The sequence below is a fragment of the Labrys sp. ALF-8 genome (assembly GCF_059699065.1).
In genome coordinates this window covers 771,723-789,235 of sequence record NZ_AP048538.1, presented here as the reverse complement: position 1 = coordinate 789,235, position 17,513 = coordinate 771,723, and the positions used below count along the sequence as shown (strand labels likewise).

Sequence of the window (17,513 nt, the reverse complement as noted above, 5' to 3'; positions counted from 1 at the left end):
AAGACACGCCAAAATGCGCGTTGCTGGTTCTATCTGGGAAATGGAGCCCAACGGGCCGTTCGGAGAGAAGAGACGCCGCCTAGCAGCGTGCCATATTCTCGTAAGGTCGAACGCGCGGCGTACGACGGAGAATTATCGATGACATCATGCAATCCTCCCTCGTTGGTGGTGGCCGGAAACCGCAAGATAGAGGCGGTTTTACGCTAAAGCAACCAGGAATTTAGAGAACCCACTTGCCCGGGGCAGATCGGGCTACGCCTGCAAGCCGCTCTTCATCATGTCGGTGACCGCCCTGTAGAGCTTGATCCACGCTGCTCTCGTTGCCTCATCGAAGGCCTCGCCCAGCTGCTGCTCAAGCGTCCAGAACAGGGCGTCACCGAGGAGTTCGAAGTGCTCGGGCAGGGCCCCGTATGTCTGATGCCGCAGTCCGAATTCCGTAAGGGTATCCCTCAACGTTTCCAACTGGTCAGCCGCCTTCACGAACACTGCCAGCATGGCCAGGAATTTGGTGCGCTGGGTCTTGGCGTCGGTGCGGAACAATGGACGTAGTGAAGGCGCCTCGCTGAAGAGCCGGCTATAGAACAGTGCCACGATTTCCTCATGAGACTTCCGGGACGCTGCCCAGCTGGCGCGCACCAGTTCGATCTCGTTCGGGCTGAGCGGTGAGCGGGCAGGCTCGCCCTTCTCTGCGTCTTGCTGAGCGGGCGCCGGGCCGCCCACCGAAGCCGGGTGCGGCAAGTTATCCCTGCGCGGCTCCGGAGTATCGTGCCGAAACGCGAGTTGGATGTCCGCTTCCGCCAGCGCAGCCAGCACATTCTCGGCAACGCTGTTCAAGGTCGCCGAATCCGAACCGATGTTGAGATTGACGTAGAAGAGAATCCTGTAGCGGATGCCGTAATCCTCGATCCCCGTCACGACGACGCTCGGTTCGGGTTGATCGAGGATCAGTCCTGTCCCGGCAGAACGCATCGCTCCTGTCTTCATCACCTGCCGGGCGAAGGCAGTCGGCACCCAGGGACCGAGTACGAGCTCGAATTTTGCACGTGAGAACGGCGACGGATTGGCGTGATTGACCACGCTCGACTTCGCGACGATGCTGTTGGGCACCGATACGAGATTGTTGTCTCGGGTTTGGAGCTGCGTCGTCCGCCAGTTCATGTTGCGGACCTGCCCGAATACACCGGCTCCGCCTGTATCCACGGTGATCCAGTTCAACAATCTGAACGGTTTTTCCACGTTGAGCAGAACGCCCGAGAACAGATCGAGGATGATGCTCTGCAACGTGAAGCCGAGGATGAGAGTGAGCAAACCCGATGTCGCGCCAATGGAAACCGCCGAGAGCTTCAGGACCGACGACAGGAACACCAGCCCCAATGCCAGCATGATGACCACGTTCACGCCGGCGCGTTCCAGCGTGGACGGCGGCGTTCCGGTGCGGCGTTCTAGGGGTCCCCAGACGACGAATGGCAGCAGCCCGATAAGCCAGGCGGCAACGAGGGCCAGCCAGCAGCCTTCAATCACGGTACGGGCAATACGCGCTTGCGGCACGTCGAAAACGGCAGAAGCGTTGGCGGCAAGCCCGCTTTCGATCGCAGCGAGCAGAAGGGTGGCGGAACCAAGGCCGACGACGAAACGCAGGGGTACTTGTGATCGCGCGCCACGGGCGTAAAGGACGGTAACTGCCAGCAACCCTGCCATCACGATGGCGAGAGGTATGGCCAGCATCGGAGGGACCAAGCGCCGTGCTTTCTCGACAAAACCCGTCCTCTGCACGAGGCTGAAGCTCGCAACGAGCTGGGAATGGCTGATCTGCGCGGTCGCAAAGCCGGGGTCGCCAAGCGTCGCCCGGTCGACCGCCGTTTCGCCAAGCCATGTCCCCGAGATCCTCCAGTCTCCGCCACCGATACCTGGTTGCGAGACCTTCGACTCCTCCGGCACGAGCTGCGACCCCGCGCGGTCGGGAACCAGAACCAGCTCCGAACGAGCAGTTCCGGTGCTGAGCAGGGCAACACGCAGTGCCAGCCGGTTGGTGAAAAGGTCGTCGACACTCGGGCGATAGCGGAATGTGCCGCTCACACGATAGAGCTGATAGACCTGATCCCCGGTGGTGCGGATCGTCACGGGTTTATCGAGCCGGATGGGCGCCGTGGCATCCACGAACGTCATTCCGGTCGCATCGAACGGCTTGGTCGCGACGAACCAGAGATCGAACACCGCAGGGAATGTCTCGGCTGCGGTATCCGGTGGCCCGAGCGCCTGGAGCTTCAGGCCGACCTTGACGATATTGGCAGCGGCGGAAGGGGAAGCGCCCGCCGTCTCTGCTGGCGGCGATTGCGCGGAAGCAACCTGATCCGGCACATGGGATGTCAGCGAAATCGCCAGCAGGACAAGGGTCAGGAGAGCAAGGGCGAGGCCGGCAAGTGACCAGAGCCGTCTTGACTGCGTCCATGTCTTCACGAGGACCTCCTCACCAGGCCAAGACATGGCGGGTCGGCGACAGCGGGAGGCGGCGCATTCTCCTGGGCAAGCACGACAATGAAGTCGCGAAGACAACGCTCAAATCCAGGACCCTCACAAGAATATTGGACGGCGTATCTATTCTCATGAATGCTTACGAACATCCGGAACGGCAATCACATCATCACCAACAGAACCGACTCGCGGGTCGTACTGAGGATGAACGCATGCCTCGCCAAGCCATCGCATCAAGATCCGAAACATATGAAGTTATATTTCAGGAATTCTTACGACTTAAACGCATAATGGATTCAAATAAATTGCTCAAGAGTGTAATTATATCAGAAGCCCTCGATGATATTGTACAAATTGATCACTTTGTCACAATATGACTTTGCCGCACTGATCTTGCACTACTTTCCGGCAACTCGCATGTACCACCCCTGCAAGAAGGATGAACATATCCTCCCCGGCAGTGTGAATGCCGGCTTCGCCGATGACCAGCACATGGCCTCTTATCCCTAGAGCAAAGCGCGTCTAGGTAGAAACGCCGCTTTTCTCTAACTCTTTGTTTTTCGACGCGTCTTTGCGTTTTGCCGATTCCGTCAAAACACAAAACGCTCTAGGTCCGACTATCCTTCATCCGGCGCGCCCTGGACGTGTTTCCGGCGACCATCGGCCAAACGATCCGGAATACCAGCAACACCATCACGATCGCCGCATAGACCAGCGGCTCCGCCAGCCACACCTTCTTGATCATGATGAAGTGCAGCGCACCGAGTGCGACGGCGAGATAAACCAGCTTGTGCAGCTTGGCCCAGGCCTTGCCGCCCATCCTGCGGATCGACCAGTTGTTCGATGTAAGCGCCAGCGGCACGAGGATCGCGAAGGCTGCCATGCCGATGGTGATATAAGGCCTGCGCAGGATGTCGATGAGCACGGCGTGCAGATCGAGGCCGCGATCGAACCAGAGCCACACCCCGAGGTGCAGCATCACATAATAGAATGCGACGAGCCCCAAGGCCCTTCTGTACCGGAGCAGATTGACCCTGAAAATCTGTCGAAGCGGCGTGATGGAGAGCGTGAGAATGAGGAAACGCAGGCCCCAGAGACCGAGGCCCCATTCGAGCTGGGCCACTGGGTCGGCCCCGATCCGATCGGTAAAGGCGAGATAGAACAGCCACGCTGCCGGCAGCATACCGACGACATAGACCATCGACCGGATCAGCGGCTGCCAGGAGATGCGCGTAACCTTGCCGGCCTGGACGGGTGCGCTCATCAGAAGTTCGCCTTCAGGTCCATTCCCGTATACATGGAGGCGACCTGCTCGGCGTAGCCGTTGAACATCAGCGTGGGCTGGCGGCCGGCCAGCAAGCCAGCCCCGATGCGCCGTTCGCTCGCCTGGCTCCAGCGCGGATGGTCGACCTCCGGATTGACGTTGGAATAGAAGCCATACTCGTTGGCGTTCTCCTTGTTCCAGGACGTCGGCGGCTGCTTATCCACAAGGGAGATGCGTACGATCGACTTGATCCCCTTGAAACCGTATTTCCATGGCACCACCAGCCGTATCGGTGCGCCGTTCTGGTTCGGCAACGTCTCGCCATACAGGCCTACGGCGAGGATGGTCAGCGGATTCATCGCTTCGTCCAGCCGAAGGCCTTCGACATAGGGCCACTCCAGCGCCGGAAAATAGGCGGCCTGTCCGGGCATCTCCGAAGGGCGCACGAGCGTCTCGAAGGCGACGTATTTGGCGCCGGACAGGGGCTCGGCCCGCTTGAGTGCGTCGCTGAGCTGAAAGCCCAGCCAGGGAATCACCATGGACCAGGCTTCGACGCAGCGGTGGCGATAGATGCGCTCCTCCAGGCCATGGGGCTTGACGAAATCCTCCAGCGCATAGGTCGCCGGCTTGCTGACGAGGCCGTCGATCTTGATGCTCCAGGGGCTGGTGGTGAGTTTGCCGGCGTAGGCTGCCGGATCGCCCTTGTCCGTGCCGAATTCGTAGAAATTGTTGTAGCCGGTGATGTCTTCGAGGTTCGTCGGCTTATCGATCGTGGAATACTGGCTCTTGGCGCCTGAGAGGGGCGCGGCGTTGGCGACGGCGCCTCCCAGGCCAACCGTGATCGCCCCTCCGGCACTGCCGAGGAGGAAGCTGCGGCGATCCAGATAGGCCTCCCTTGGCGTCACATGCGCTTCAGTGAGGTCGGGAGCGTGGCGGATAAGCATGATGTCCTCTCGCGGCTGGGCCGTGAACCTTCACAACCTTATACGCGCGGCGCACTCGCTCTGTTTCTCACGATCGCGTCAAACTTTGCACGTTCTGCGTGAGGAGCATCGTGATCAGGCACCCTTCAGCGGCTGCACCTCCACTGTGACATGGGACAGGGAAGGAAAGCCAAGAAGCTTGTCGTGATAGTAGCGCGGCTCATGCTGCTTGCGGCTCGATACGGAGAGAATGGCACCGAGATGCCCGGGACCGAGCCTCCAGACATGCAGATCCGAAACCTTGTCGCCGTCGCGCTCGATGGCAGTGCGGATGGCCTCCGCGAGCCGGCTGTCCGGCATCATGTCCATCAAGATGCCGCCGGTATCGCGGATCAGCGTGTAGGACCAGCTGAGGATCACGCCCGCGCCGACGAGGCCCGCCACCGGGTCCATCCAGTTCCAGCCCAGGAAGCGCCCGAACAGAAGGCCGATGATCACCAGCACGGAGACGGCCGCATCGGCAAGCACATGGGCTACCGCAGAGCGCATGTTGTTGTCGCCGTGCGCGCCTGGATGGGCATGCTCGACATAGACGGCACTGCGTTCCTCCTCCCCGATGCGGATATGCACGGTGAAATCATGCGGTTCCGGAATTGCGTCGACCGACTGGAGGTACCCCTCGATGGCCTCCATCTCGAAACGCTGCCTGCCGCCATCGGCACGCTGGGTCTCGATCGTCGCCGTTCGAGGTTCCATCACCCCTCCCCCCTCCGCCTGCAGGCGGAAGCGTGGCGGTACGCCCTCCTCGAAGATGGAGAGCTCGACCATCCCGTTTGCAAGGGCGAGTTGCCTCGTCTCGTCATGATGATGACCATGGCCTTCCTCGTGTCCATGGCCATGATGGTGCCCTCCCCCCAGCAGCCACACGCTGGCGACGTTTACCGCCAGGCCGACGACGGCAATCGCGATCGCCTGCGCGTAGTCGATCGCAACGGGATGCAGCAGCCGCACCGCGGCCTCGTATCCGATGAGAACGGCGATCATGGCTAGGATGATGGCACTGGTATAACCGGCAAGATCGCCGAGTTTGCCGGTCCCGAAGGTGAAACGCCGATCGAAGGCGTGCTTGCGGGCATAGCCGTAGGCGAGCGCCGTCAGCAGCAAGGCTCCGGCGTGAGTAGACATATGCAGGCCGTCAGCCATCAGGGCGATCGAGCCGTAGATCGCCCCGCCGGCGATCTCGACGCCCATCATGACGAGGCAGAGCACGATCACCGCCCAGGTACGGCGTTCATTCCGTTCATGGTCGGCCCCGAGGAAAACATGGCTGTGCCCGTTCGGCGCGCTGACTGGCGATATCATTTGAGATAGCTCCTCACGACGTCGATGAGATGTTCGGCCGCTTCGCGGCTCGCGACCTCGCCCTGTTCGGGAGCGATGATGTGGTCGCGGATGTGATCTTCGATTACCTCGGCCATCATGCCGGCGATGGATCCCCGGACGCCTGCCAGCATGTGCATGACGGGATCACAGCCGAGTTCGCTGTCGAGCGCTCGCTCGATAGCCTCGACCTGCCCCTTTATACGCCGGATGCGTGCCAGGAGCTTGGCCTTTTCCTTGATGGTGTGACTCATGGCGCCTCTCTATAGCATAGGGGGGTAGGGTATCCTCAATATGGACGTCGGGCAAGGCTTCGGGAGCCCTCGCAAGGCAGCCATGTCATACGGTCACGACGTAATGCCGAGTGGCGTCCATCAATGGCCGCCACTCGGCCGCTTTCCTATTGGGGGTTTTCCAGGCTGAAAGTTTCCGACTGCTCGTCATAGGAGAACACCTCGCCGTAACGTCCCCAGGCGATGGCGGCTGCCAGAGTCTCCTCGGCATAGCCCTCGCTCATGTGGTCCTCCAGTTCGTTTCTGAAACGGGCCGCCGGAGCCGCATGGCTGGGGCGTTCGTCAAGCACCCGGCGTACGAGGCCTATCAGGGGCACATAGGTGATGAGGTGTTCGGCAAAGAGCCGCTTTCGAGCATCCGTCTCCAAAGTGGCGAAGCGCTTGCCGGCTTCGGTCAGCACCAGGTCGCCTTCACTCATGGCGGCGAAGCGCAGCAGCTGCAGCGTCTCACCAAGATGAAAGAGCTCGTCGGCTTCGAGCTGCAGGCTTGCTGCGAGATCCGGCAGATCGGCCCGGCCGTCATAGGGCGAGCCCGCGACGGCTTCGAGCAGGCCAGCCATCACGTTGGTGGACACGGGATGCAGGAACATGCCGATGCCTGTACCGGGAATGCCTTCTGCCGCCTGCGCGCGCGGCTCCGCCCGCTGCGTCATGCGGGCGTAGATGTTGTCGACCAATTGCCGGAACATCGGATCGAGCCGATTGCGCGGGTGGGGCAGGTCCACCTTCAATTCCTGCGCCACGCGGCCGGGATTGGAGGAGAATACCAGAATGCGGTCGCACATCAGTACCGCCTCCTCGATGTTGTGGGTGACGATCAGGACCGACTTCATCGGCAGCCGACCTTCCATCCACAGGTCGATCATGTCGGTTCGAAGCGTCTCGGCGGTGAGCACATCGAGAGCCGAGAAGGGTTCGTCCATCAGGAGAAGGTCGGGATGCACCACGAGGGCCCGCGCGAAGCCTACCCGCTGGCGCATGCCACCTGAAAGCTCCTTCGGGAAGGCGTTCTCGAAACCGTCGAGGCCGATGAGGTCGATGGCCGCCAGTGCGCGCTTACGGCGCTCGGCGCGGTCGACATTCTGCGCCTCGAGTCCCAGTTCTACATTCTGCAAGACAGTGAGCCAGGGGAACAGCGCGAAGGACTGGAAGACCATGGCGATGCCGGAGGGCGGCCCTGCGATCGGTTCTCCCCGGCAGGTCGCCTGGCCGGAGGAGGGTTCGATCAGCCCGGCGATGATGCGCAACAGAGTGGACTTGCCGGAACCGGAACGGCCGAGCAGGCCGACGATCTCCCCTTCCCTGATGGTGAGATCGACATTGTCGAGCACCATCACATCGTTGCCGCTGCCCTTCTTGAAGGAGCGCGCGACCTTGCGGATATCGACGAGCGGCGCCGTCGTGATTTCCTGAAGCATGACGATAGTCCTTTCAACGACGCGATGAGATCAGCCGAGACGGAGCCTGCGTTCGCCGAACGTGTAGAGCGGGCGCCAGAGCAGGCGGTTGAACAGGGTGACAAAGATGCACATCACAGCGATGCCGAGCACGACCCGGGGCGTGTCGCCCGCCGTGGTGGCATTGGCGATGTAGGAACCCAGGCCGGTGGCGGTGAGCTGCGTATCGCCCCAGCTCGCCACTTCGGCGACGATGCTGGCATTCCACGAGCCTCCGGACGCCGTGATCGCCCCGGTGACGTAATAGGGAAAGATGCCGGGCAGGATCACCTTCAGCCACCAGCGCCAGCCGCTGATGTGGAAGCTGCGAGCCGCCTCCTTGAGGTCACTGGGAAAGGCGCTCGCGCCGGCGATCACATTGAAGAGGATGTACCACTGCGTTCCCAGGATCATCAGCGGGCTGAGCCAGATATTGGGGCTCAGCCCGAAATGCACGATCAGCACCACGAAGATCGGAAAGGCGATGTTGGCCGGGAAGGCCGCGAGGAACTGCGCCAGCGGCTGGATCTTCTCGGCAAGAGCCGGCCGCAGCCCTATCCAGACCCCGACGGGAACCCAGATCAGCGTGGCGATGGCCATCAGGACGATGACGCGCAGCAAGGTCAGGCAGCCGTCGCCTGCAGCGATGGCGACGTCGCCCCAAGTAAGGCTCTGGGCGAGATAGGCGATGACGACATAGCCGGTGTAGGCGGCAACCAGCACGATCAGGCAGAACCAGGCTGCGTCGATGGTGCGGGAGACCGCCTCGTTGTGCGTGCGCGGAGATCGATTCCGCCGCTCAGGCCAGCGAAGATTCCAGATCAGCCGGGCCACGGCTTCGACGGGCGTAGCGAGCACGCGCGTGACACGGGCGCGCCGGAAAAGGTCGAGCACCCAGGATGTCGGCTCTACCCCGGAGGCCGTGGTTTCGAAGCGGAACTTGTCGGCCCAGGCTACCAGCGGGCGAAAGAGCAATTGATCGTAGAGAATGATCACCACCAGCATCGCGACGACCGCGTAGACCACCGCGGTAATGTCCTGCTGCTTGATCGCCAGCGCGACATAGGAGCCGACGCCCGGCAGTGTCATGGTGGTGTTGCCCACCGTGATCGCCTCCGAGGCCACGACGAAGAACCAGCCCCCCGACATCGACATCATGGCGTTCCACACGAGGCCTGGCATGGCGAAGGGCACGTCGAGCCGCCAGAATCTGTGCCAGCCGTTCAGATGGAAGGAGCGTGTGGCCTCATCCAGGTCCTTCGGCTGGCTTCTGATCGACTGGTACATGCTGAAGGTCATGTTCCAGGCCTGGCTGGTGAAGATGGCGAACACCGAGGCAAGCTCGGCTCCCAGCACGCTGCCCGGAAACAGGTTGAGGAAGAAGGTTACCGTGAAGGTGAGGAAGCCGAGGATCGGCACCGACTGCAGGATGTCGAGTATCGGTATCAGAACCATCTCGGCCCGCCGGCTCTTGGCGGCAAGAGCTGCGTAGACGAAGGTGAAGATCAGCGAGAATACGATCGCCAGAAGCATGCGCAGCATGGTCCTGACCGCGTAGACCGGCAGGTTGGCCGGATCGAGCGAAAGCGGGGTTGCATCGAGCGTCGAAAGCGGCGCTGTGGTAACGCGGGCCCCGTAGGCCATCATCACGATGGCCCCGATGACCAGCAACAGCGCCACGAGGTCCCAGAAGCCGGGAAGCAGGGAACGGCCGACCGCGGGTGGTGCGAATTTCTGCAGGATCATGCCTCAAACTCCAAGCCGGGCGATCGCCTGGGGGAATGAGAGGCTGTAGGTACGTGCCGGTTGCACCGGCGTGTCGAGAAGGCTCTTCATCGCTTGCCATCCTTCACCATTGCGGCGCGGGCAAGCGTGCGGAAGAGCGGCGCTAGGGCGCAGCCAAGCTCCCGTCACGGCGTGCGCCGTGCCTGGTCATGTTCGCGTATGGCTGCTGCAGGCCGGCCTTTGCCGGCGCGCATCTGCCAGAGGTGCTACTGCCCATGGTCCGTTTCATGTGGGTTATGGAGAGGTGCTGCAACGCAACACCGATTACCGCTTTGCTACCCCCGGTGTGGCCTTTTTATGGCAATTGATTGCGGTTGTATTGCTGCCGCCTTGCACGGAAACAAATCGCCGGAGAGGGTGGCAACGAGGCCACACGCCACGGCCGAAAGGATGCGTGATGCTCCCCTGTCCCGACGATCTTCTTCGGCCAGGTCGCGTGTCGGGCGATGCCCTTCAGAGCGCTGGGATATCTCCCCTCGCCCAACCCTCCTTCGTCCCGGCCTTGAAGTCCGCGAAACGGCCTTCCGCGATGGCCGCACGCATGCCCGCCATCAGGTCCTGGTAGTAGGAAAGGTTGATCCAGGTGAGCAGCATCATGCCCAGGATCTCGTTGGCGCGGGTGAGATGATGCAGATAGGCGCGGCTGTAGTCGCGCGCGGCGGGGCATGAAGAAGCCTCGTCGAGCGGGCGATGATCCTGCGCATGACGGGCATTCTTCAGGTTGATCTTTCCAAAACGGGAGTAAGCGAGGCCATGACGCCCCGCCCGCGTCGGCATGACGCAGTCGAACATGTCGATGCCGCGCGACACGCTCTCGATCAGATCGTCCGGCGTCCCGACTCCCATGAGATACCGGGGCCGGTCGGCGGGCAGGCAGGGCGCGACCGTCTCGATCATGGCCAGCATCACCGCTTGCGGCTCGCCGACGGCAAGCCCGCCGACGGCGTAGCCAGGAAAGTCCATCTGCGCCAGCGCATTGGCTGAGGCGATGCGCAGGTCCGGGATATCGCCCCCCTGCACGATCCCGAAGATCGCCTTGCCGGGCTGGGTGCCGAAAGCGCGCTTGGACCGTTCCGCCCAATCGAGCGACAGCCGCATGGCGCGCTCGATGTCGGAGCGCGTCGAAGGCAGGCGCACGCATTCGTCGAGCTGCATGATGATATCTGAATCGAGCAGCGTCTGGATCTCGACGGAACGTTCCGGAGTCAGTCGGTGCGAGGAACCGTCGATGTGGCTCTTGAAGGTCACGCCATCCTTGTCCAGCTTGCGCAGGCCCGACAGCGACATCACCTGAAAGCCACCGGAATCGGTGAGGATCGGTCCCTGCCAGCGCGAGAATTCATGCAGGCCGCCGAGAGCCGCGACCCGTTCGGCGCCCGGCCGGAGCATTAGATGATAGGTGTTGCCGAGAATGATATCGGCGCCGAGTTCCTTCACCTGGTCCACATACATGGCCTTTACGGTACCGGCTGTACCAACCGGCATGAAGGCGGGCGTGCGGACGGACCCACGTCCCAGGTGAAGGGCGCCGGTGCGGGCAGCCCCTTCGGTGGCGTGGATGGAGAATGAAACGGCGGCGGCATCAGTCTGTGTCTTCAGCATGGCGCCCGCCATAGCAGACTGGAATCGCCATAGGAATAGAAACGGTAGCCCTGGGCGATCGCGTAGGCATAGGCCGCCTTTATCACGTCGTAGCCGGCGAAGGCCGAAACCAGCATCATCAGCGTCGAGCGCGGCAGGTGGAAGTTGGTCATCAGGGCATCGGCGGTACGGAAGCGATAGCCGGGCGTTATGAAGATAGACGTCTCGTCGGAGAAGGGAAGGATCGCGCCGTCCCCGTCCGCGGCGCTCTCGAGGAGGCGGAGCGAAGTGGTACCGACCGCGACGATCCGCCCACCGCGTCGGCGCGTCTGGTTGAGGGCTGCGGCGGTGTCGCCCGAGATGACGCCGAATTCAGCATGCATCCTATGTTCGGAAATCTCCTCGCCCTTCACCGGCAGGAAGGTACCGGCACCCACATGCAGCGTGACGAAATGTCGGGTTATCCCGGCCGCATCGAGCGCCTGAAGCAGTTGCGGCGTGAAATGCAGGCCCGCAGTCGGCGCAGCGACCGCACCATCGGACCGGGCATAGACCGTCTGGTAATCCTGCCGGTCTCGCTGGTCCTCGGCACGCTTGGAAGCAATGTAAGGCGGCAACGGAATATGGCCGACGGTCGCAATCGCGATATCGAGGTCCGGGCCCGCCAGGTTGAAGCGGAGCGTCACCTCGCCTCCCTCCCCCTTTTCCTCGACTTCGGCCGAGAGCGCCTCGCCGAACTCTATGGTATCATCCACGGCGAGGCGCTTGCCGGGCCGCGCAAACGCTCTCCAGCGCGCCGGAGCGGTCCGCTGATGCAGCATTGCCTCGATGGCGGCTCCTGTCCCGCCGGGGCGGCGGCGAACACCATCGAGGCGTGCGGGAATGACCCTGGTGTCGTTGAAGACCAGGGCATCGCCCGCCCGCAGCAACCGCGGCAGATCGCGTACGATGTGGTCGGAGAAACGTCCGCCCGCGGCTGGATCGACCATCAGCAGTCGCGCGCTGTCGCGCGGCTCCGCGGGACGCAGCGCGATATTCTCCGACGGCAGATGAAAGTCGAAATCCGATACGCGCATCGGGGCCCCTCAAACGGCATCACCGGCCGAAGCCGGTGATGCGTTGGTTGTTTCCATAGACGAAAGCGTCAGGCGGCGTCGCCGAGGACACGCATGGAGACGATCTTGTCGGGGTTCACCACCGGCTCGCCGCGCTTGATCTTGTCGATGTTCTCCATGCCTTCGACGACCTTGCCCCAGACGGTGTATTGGCGGTCGAGGAAGGTGGCGTTGTCGAACACGATGAAGAACTGCGAGTTGGCGGAATTCGGCATCGAGGACCGGGCCATCGAGCAGATGCCGCGAACATGCGGCTCGTTGTTGAACTCCGCGGGCAGGTTGGGATGCTTGGAGCCGCCCGTGCCGCGGCCGTCGGGGCAGCCGGCCTGTGCCATGAACCCATCGATCACGCGATGGAAAACGATGCCGTCATAGAACTTCTCGCGGGCGAGGAGCTTGATGCGATCGACATGCTGGGGGGCGAGATCGGGACGCAGTTCGATCACCACGCGGCCCTTGGTGGTTTCCATGACGATCGTGTTTTCGGGATCGGCGGCCATAGGCACGCTCCTTTCTGAGTAAGGCAAAATCGAATGATGGGTAGATAGTGTTACTTGCCGGGAGGCGCCAGTTGCATCTTCACGATCTTGTCGGGATTGGTGACCATGCCGTTGTCTGCCTCGTCGCCCTTCTTCAGCTTATCGATGGCTTCCATACCCGAGACCACCTCGCCGACGATCGTATACTGGCCGTCGAGGCTCGACTGGGGCGCATACATGATGAAGAACTGCGAGTTGGCTGAATTCGGATCGGAAGAGCGGGCCATGCCCACGGTGCCGCGAACAAACTTGGCCTTGTTGGTGAATTCCGCCTTGAGATCGGGAAGGTCGGAACCGCCGGTACCCGTACCCGTCGGATCGCCGGTCTGGGCCATGAAGCCGTCGATCACGCGATGAAAGACGATGCCGTTGTAGAATCCGCGCTTCACCAGCGTCTTGATCTGCTCGGCGTGATGCGGGGCGAGGTCCGGCCGCAGCTTGATGACGGCACGGCCATAGGCGGTATCGAGATAGATGGTATTGGAATCGGCTTGCGCAGCCTGCGCGGGCGCGACCGTGAAGAGGCCGATCAATACGGCCAGGGCGGAAAGAAAGCGTATCAAGGAGTTTCTCCCTCGGATATCTGCGGCTCCCCCGGTGGGGAGATGCCGTTACGGGGCCCGTTTGGCAAATCGGGCTTGGAGACGTCGCAAGGCGCCGGCCGGTACGAATCCGGAAACATCGCCGCCCATTGCCGCGATCTGGCGCACAAGCGTGGCGGTGATAGGGCGCACGATCGGCGAGGACGGCAGAAACACGGTTTGCACCGTCGGCGCAAGCGCCGCGTTCATTCCCGCCATCTGCATTTCGTAGTCGAGGTCGGTACCGTCCCGCAGGCCGCGGATCAGCAAGGTGGCCCCGACGCGGCGAGCCGCATCCACTGCAAGATCGTCGAAGGTGACGACTTCCAGGCGGTCCAGCCCGATGACCGGACCGCAGTCCTCGCGGATCATCTCCGCACGGTCCTCAGCCGAGAACAGGGGCGTCTTGCCCGGATGCACCCCGATGGCCACGACAAGGCGATCGGCGATGGCTGCGGCGTGCCGGATCACATCCACATGGCCATTGGTCAGAGGGTCGAAGGAACCGGCGTAGAACGCCGTTCGGGGGCCGTAATTCACTGAGTTCATCACACTCTCGTCTAAAGGCTTAAACCGAACGTATAGGCTCGCAGAAAATCCCATTCTGATACACTTGAAACAACGGTCGGGATTTCTGCCTTCCTGTTTTGTTCGCCGACATGTGGAACCTTTACGCGGGTTGCGCATTTCCTAGCGGAAGAGATTGGGAAACGCATCCGCGAAATCGGAGGCTCCCGGAGCCTGAAACCAGAACTGGACCAGCAGATATGCCCGTCGAACCCCTTCATGGCCGCACCCGACCGATCTCCTCCCACCTTGCCGATGCCGCGGTGTGCGATAACGCACGCCGTGTCACGCTCAAGTTTGGTTAATTAGATCATAAGCAATGTAACGACATTGACCCCCTGAATTTGGAAGGATGCAAGGCAATGACATCCGTTCGCATTCGCCCCGTTCTGGCAATCGGCGCCAGCCTCTTCGCGCTCGCTGCGGCCTCGCTGCTCGACGTAGCCCGCATGCAGCCTCAGCAGATGGCAGCTGCCCGCGGCGACCGGCAGGACATCGCTTCGATCGCCGCCGACTGCACGAAAAATTCGCTGATGGCAGCCTGCGCGAGCGGCTCCCAGGGAGCGATGGACTCTATGCCGCCCGTGACCACGCTGCAGGTCTTCCAGAATTCCGGCAAGACCACGCTCGTCAAGATCAAGGCTCACTGAGATTTTATGATTTTGCCATCGACGTGACCAGCCACCGGGCCGGTACGGCGATAGTATTTCCTCTCCAAGACCCCGGGATTCATGCGCATCGGAAGCATGACCGGAACTCAAAACGCGGCATTCGGTCTGGATGCCGCGTTTTTTTTCGAACGGCGCCTATTCCTCGCCTTCTTCGCTTCCTTCATCGCTGACACGTTCCACCGAGACGACCTTTTCGCCATCGGCCGTGTCGAAGACGATCACCCCCTGCGAGCCGCGTCCGACGATGCGGATGCCGTCCACAGGGCACCGAATGAGTTGGCCGCCATCCGTCACCAGCATGATCTGGTCGGAATGCTCCACCGCATAGGACGAAACGAGCTTGCCGTTGCGCTGGTTGACCGCCATGGCGACGATGCCCTTACCGCCGCGTCCGGTGATGCGATATTCGTAGGACGAACTGCGCTTGCCGTAGCCGTTCTCGGAAATGGTGAGGATGAATTCCTCGCCCGCCGAAAGCTCGGCATAGCGCTCGGTGGAGATCTCGACCGCGCTGTCAGTGGCTTCCTCGGCATCCTCGATGCCGTTGTCGCCATTTTCGATTTCGCCCGCCACGGCGCGCCGCATCTTGAAGTATGCGGCGCGTTCCTCGGGCGATATCTCGCGATGGGCAATGATGTCCATTGCGATCACGGTATCGTCGCCATCGAGCCTGATGCCGCGCACGCCCATGGAGTCGCGCCCCTTGAACACGCGCACGTCCGAGACCGGGAACCGGATGCACTGGCCGAGCGCCGTGGTCAGCAGCACGTCGTCGGCTTCGGTGCAGATGGAAACGTCGCGGATCTGCTCGCCTTCTTCCAGCTTCATCGCGATCTTGCCGGCGCGATTGACCTGGACGAAATCCGAGAGATCGTTGCGGCGCACCGAGCCGGAGGTCGTGGCAAACATGATATGCAGCGTCGCCCACTGGTTCTCGTCTTCGGGCAGGGGCATGATCGAGGTGATGCGTTCGTCGGCCTCGATCGGCAGCAGGTTGATGAACGCCTTGCCTCGCGCCTGCGGCGCCGCGAGCGGGAGCCGCCAGACCTTCTCCTTGTACACACGCCCCTTGGACGAGAAGAAGAGCACGGGCGTATGCGTATTGGCGACGAACAGCGAGGTCACGAAATCCTCGTCCTTCGTCTGCATGCCGGACCGCCCCTTGCCCCCGCGGCGCTGCGCCCGATAGGTCGACAGCGGCACGCGCTTGACGTAGCCGGCATGGGACACCGTCACCACCATGTCCTCGCGCTGGATCAGGTCCTCGTCCTCGAAATCGGCGTCGGAATCGAGGATTTCGGTCAGGCGCGGCGTGGCGTGGGCGGCCTTGATCTCTTCGAGTTCCGTGCGGGCGATCGCCATGATGCGGGCGCGCGAGCGCAGGATATCCAGGTAGTCGCGGATCTGGTCGGCCAGGGTCTGCAACTCCTCGCCGATCTCGTCGCGGCCCAAGGCCGTGAGGCGGGCGAGGCGCAGTTCCAGGATAGCGCGGGCCTGGGCGTCCGAGAGGCGGTAGGTACCGTCCGCGTTCATCGGATGCTTTGGATCGTCGACCAGCAGGATGAGCGGAGCGATGTCGCCAGTCGGCCAGTCGCGGCCCATCAAGGCCTCTCGCGCCGAATTCGGGTCCGGGCTCGTGCGGATGATCCGGATGACTTCGTCGATATTGGCAACGGCAGTGGCGAGACCGCAAAGGATGTGGGCGCGGTCGCGCGCCTTGCCGAGCAGATATTTGGTACGACGGCTGATGACCTCCTCGCGGAAGTCGACGAAGGCCGAGATCATGTCGCGGAGGTTAAGGATCTCCGGCTTGCCGCCGTTCAGCGCCACCATGTTGGCGCCGAAGCTCGTCTGCAGCGAGGTGAAGCGGTAGAGCTGGTTCAGCACCACCTCGCCCACGGCGTCACGCTTCAATTCGATGACCAGTCGCATGCCCTGGCGGTCCGACTCATCGCGAACCTCCGCGATGCCCTCGACCCTCTTCTCGCGCACCAGTTCGGCAATGCGCTCCTGCAGCGTCGCCTTGTTCACCTGGTAGGGAATTGCGGTGACGATGATGGCGTCGCGGTCCTTGCGGATCTCCTCGATCGTGGCGCTAGCGCGCATGATGATCGAGCCGCGGCCGGTGTTATAGGCGGAGCGGATGCCGGAACGCCCGACGATGGTGGCCCCAGTCGGAAAATCCGGCCCGGGAATGAACTCCATCAGGTCGTCCACGGTGACGGCCGGATTGTCGATATAGGCAAGGCACCCGTCGATGACCTCACCGAGATTGTGCGGCGGAATGTTGGTGGCCATGCCGACGGCGATGCCGCCTGCGCCATTGACGAGCAGGTTCGGGAAACGCGCCGGCAGGACCGTAGGCTCTTCCTTGGTGCCGTCGTAGTTCTCCTGGAAGTCGACGGTAGCCTTGTCGATATCGTCGATCATGGCCACGGCGGCCTTCGACATGCGCGACTCGGTGTAACGCATGGCCGCCGGCGGATCGCCGTCGACGGAACCGAAATTGCCCTGGCCGTCCACGAGCATCAGGCGCATCGAGAAAGTCTGCGCCATGCGCACGAGAGCGTCGTAGATCGATTGGTCGCCGTGGGGATGGTACTGACCCATCACCGCGCCGACGATGTTGGCAGACTTGACGTATTTGCGGTCCGGCGTGTGATTGTTCTCATACATCGAATGAACGATGCGCCGGTGCACGGGCTTCAGGCCGTCGCGCACGTCGGGCAGAGCGCGGCTCACGATCACGCTCATGGCGTAATCGAGGTAGCTGCGCTTCATTTCATCGGTGATGGAAGTCGACCGGATGTCGGACGGTTCCCCGTCACCCGGATTCTTGTCGTTTTCGTCAGTCAATGCACGGCCTCAAACCGATTCTGGTGCGTTGTTCTAGCCCATTCCGCGCC

14 protein-coding genes are annotated in these 17,513 nt (G+C 62.2%); 1 reads left to right on the top strand and 13 read right to left on the bottom strand.

Annotation, left to right across the window (positions count from 1 at the left end; genetic code table 11):
- Nucleotides 1-252 precede the first annotated feature (252 nt).
- The 12 genes from AC6H34_RS23500 to coaD form a co-directional block, all read right to left on the bottom strand.
- Entirely contained in the window at nt 253-2,457 is a 2,205-nt protein-coding gene (locus tag AC6H34_RS23500) for a mechanosensitive ion channel domain-containing protein (protein ID WP_497540406.1), read from the bottom strand.
- Nucleotides 2,458-3,079: 622 nt separating this feature from the next.
- On the bottom strand, nt 3,080-3,736 hold the full coding sequence (gene msrQ, locus AC6H34_RS23495; protein ID WP_497540405.1) for a protein-methionine-sulfoxide reductase heme-binding subunit MsrQ: 657 nt from the start codon (nt 3,734-3,736) through the stop codon (nt 3,080-3,082).
- A complete protein-coding gene (gene msrP, locus AC6H34_RS23490) occupies nt 3,736-4,680 on the bottom strand; it encodes a protein-methionine-sulfoxide reductase catalytic subunit MsrP (RefSeq protein WP_497540404.1) in 945 nt (314 codons plus the stop codon). Before msrP ends, msrQ begins: the two co-directional genes overlap by 1 nt.
- 114 nt (nt 4,681-4,794) lie before the next feature.
- On the bottom strand, nt 4,795-6,021 hold the full coding sequence (gene dmeF / locus AC6H34_RS23485; protein WP_497540403.1) for a CDF family Co(II)/Ni(II) efflux transporter DmeF: 1,227 nt from the start codon (nt 6,019-6,021) through the stop codon (nt 4,795-4,797).
- Nucleotides 6,018-6,293: a metal/formaldehyde-sensitive transcriptional repressor gene (locus AC6H34_RS23480; RefSeq protein WP_448147349.1), complete on the bottom strand. Its 276-nt coding sequence runs from the start codon at nt 6,291-6,293 to the stop codon at nt 6,018-6,020. The genes dmeF and AC6H34_RS23480 overlap by 4 nt, the downstream gene beginning before the upstream one ends.
- Nucleotides 6,294-6,439: 146 nt before the next feature.
- On the bottom strand, nt 6,440-7,750 hold the full coding sequence (locus AC6H34_RS23475; protein WP_448147348.1) for an ABC transporter ATP-binding protein: 1,311 nt from the start codon (nt 7,748-7,750) through the stop codon (nt 6,440-6,442).
- A 30-nt stretch (nt 7,751-7,780) separates the two neighbouring features.
- The gene (locus AC6H34_RS23470) at nt 7,781-9,514 is read right to left on the bottom strand and encodes an ABC transporter permease (protein ID WP_497540402.1); all 1,734 of its coding nucleotides are present in this window, start codon (nt 9,512-9,514) and stop codon (nt 7,781-7,783) included.
- Between the two features lie 492 nt (nt 9,515-10,006).
- A complete protein-coding gene (gene tgt, locus AC6H34_RS23465; protein ID WP_497540401.1) occupies nt 10,007-11,155 on the bottom strand; it encodes a tRNA guanosine(34) transglycosylase Tgt in 1,149 nt (382 codons plus the stop codon).
- Nucleotides 11,149-12,210, bottom strand: a complete 1,062-nt coding sequence (queA, locus tag AC6H34_RS23460) for a tRNA preQ1(34) S-adenosylmethionine ribosyltransferase-isomerase QueA (protein WP_448147345.1) — start codon at nt 12,208-12,210, stop codon at nt 11,149-11,151. Before queA ends, tgt begins: the two co-directional genes overlap by 7 nt.
- Nucleotides 12,211-12,278: 68 nt before the next feature.
- A complete protein-coding gene (locus AC6H34_RS23455) occupies nt 12,279-12,749 on the bottom strand; it encodes a peptidylprolyl isomerase (protein ID WP_448147344.1) in 471 nt (156 codons plus the stop codon).
- Nucleotides 12,750-12,799: 50 nt separating this feature from the next.
- Nucleotides 12,800-13,351 (bottom strand): peptidylprolyl isomerase, encoded by a 552-nt coding sequence (locus AC6H34_RS23450; RefSeq protein WP_448147343.1) that lies wholly within the window; start codon nt 13,349-13,351, stop codon nt 12,800-12,802.
- A gap of 48 nt (nt 13,352-13,399) precedes the next feature.
- Nucleotides 13,400-13,918 (bottom strand): pantetheine-phosphate adenylyltransferase, encoded by a 519-nt coding sequence (coaD, locus tag AC6H34_RS23445; protein WP_448147338.1) that lies wholly within the window; start codon nt 13,916-13,918, stop codon nt 13,400-13,402.
- A 380-nt stretch (nt 13,919-14,298) separates the two neighbouring features.
- Here coaD and AC6H34_RS23440 point away from each other — a divergent pair, with 380 nt between their 5' ends.
- Nucleotides 14,299-14,586, top strand: coding sequence for a hypothetical protein (locus tag AC6H34_RS23440; RefSeq protein ID WP_448147337.1), 288 nt, complete (start codon nt 14,299-14,301; stop codon nt 14,584-14,586).
- 156 nt (nt 14,587-14,742) lie between these two features.
- On the opposite strand, the gene gyrA is transcribed toward AC6H34_RS23440, so the two are convergent.
- Entirely contained in the window at nt 14,743-17,388 is a 2,646-nt protein-coding gene (gene gyrA, locus AC6H34_RS23435) for a DNA gyrase subunit A (RefSeq protein WP_497541266.1), read from the bottom strand.
- Nucleotides 17,389-17,513 lie beyond the last annotated feature (125 nt).

Coding starts and splice junctions, on each gene's coding strand:
- msrQ (WP_497540405.1), bottom strand. CDS start 3,736: ATGAGCGCACCCGTCCAGGCCGGCAAGGTTACGCGCATCTCCTGGCAG.
- msrP (WP_497540404.1), bottom strand. CDS start 4,680: ATGCTTATCCGCCACGCTCCCGACCTCACTGAAGCGCATGTGACGCCA.
- dmeF (WP_497540403.1), bottom strand. CDS start 6,021: ATGATATCGCCAGTCAGCGCGCCGAACGGGCACAGCCATGTTTTCCTC.
- AC6H34_RS23480 (WP_448147349.1), bottom strand. CDS start 6,293: ATGAGTCACACCATCAAGGAAAAGGCCAAGCTCCTGGCACGCATCCGG.
- AC6H34_RS23475 (WP_448147348.1), bottom strand. CDS start 7,750: ATGCTTCAGGAAATCACGACGGCGCCGCTCGTCGATATCCGCAAGGTC.
- AC6H34_RS23470 (WP_497540402.1), bottom strand. CDS start 9,514: ATGATCCTGCAGAAATTCGCACCACCCGCGGTCGGCCGTTCCCTGCTT.
- tgt (WP_497540401.1), bottom strand. CDS start 11,155: ATGCTGAAGACACAGACTGATGCCGCCGCCGTTTCATTCTCCATCCAC.
- queA (WP_448147345.1), bottom strand. CDS start 12,210: ATGCGCGTATCGGATTTCGACTTTCATCTGCCGTCGGAGAATATCGCG.
- AC6H34_RS23455 (WP_448147344.1), bottom strand. CDS start 12,749: ATGGCCGCCGATCCCGAAAACACGATCGTCATGGAAACCACCAAGGGC.
- coaD (WP_448147338.1), bottom strand. CDS start 13,918: ATGAACTCAGTGAATTACGGCCCCCGAACGGCGTTCTACGCCGGTTCC.
- AC6H34_RS23440 (WP_448147337.1), top strand. CDS start 14,299: ATGACATCCGTTCGCATTCGCCCCGTTCTGGCAATCGGCGCCAGCCTC.
- gyrA (WP_497541266.1), bottom strand. CDS start 17,388: ATGAAGCGCAGCTACCTCGATTACGCCATGAGCGTGATCGTGAGCCGC.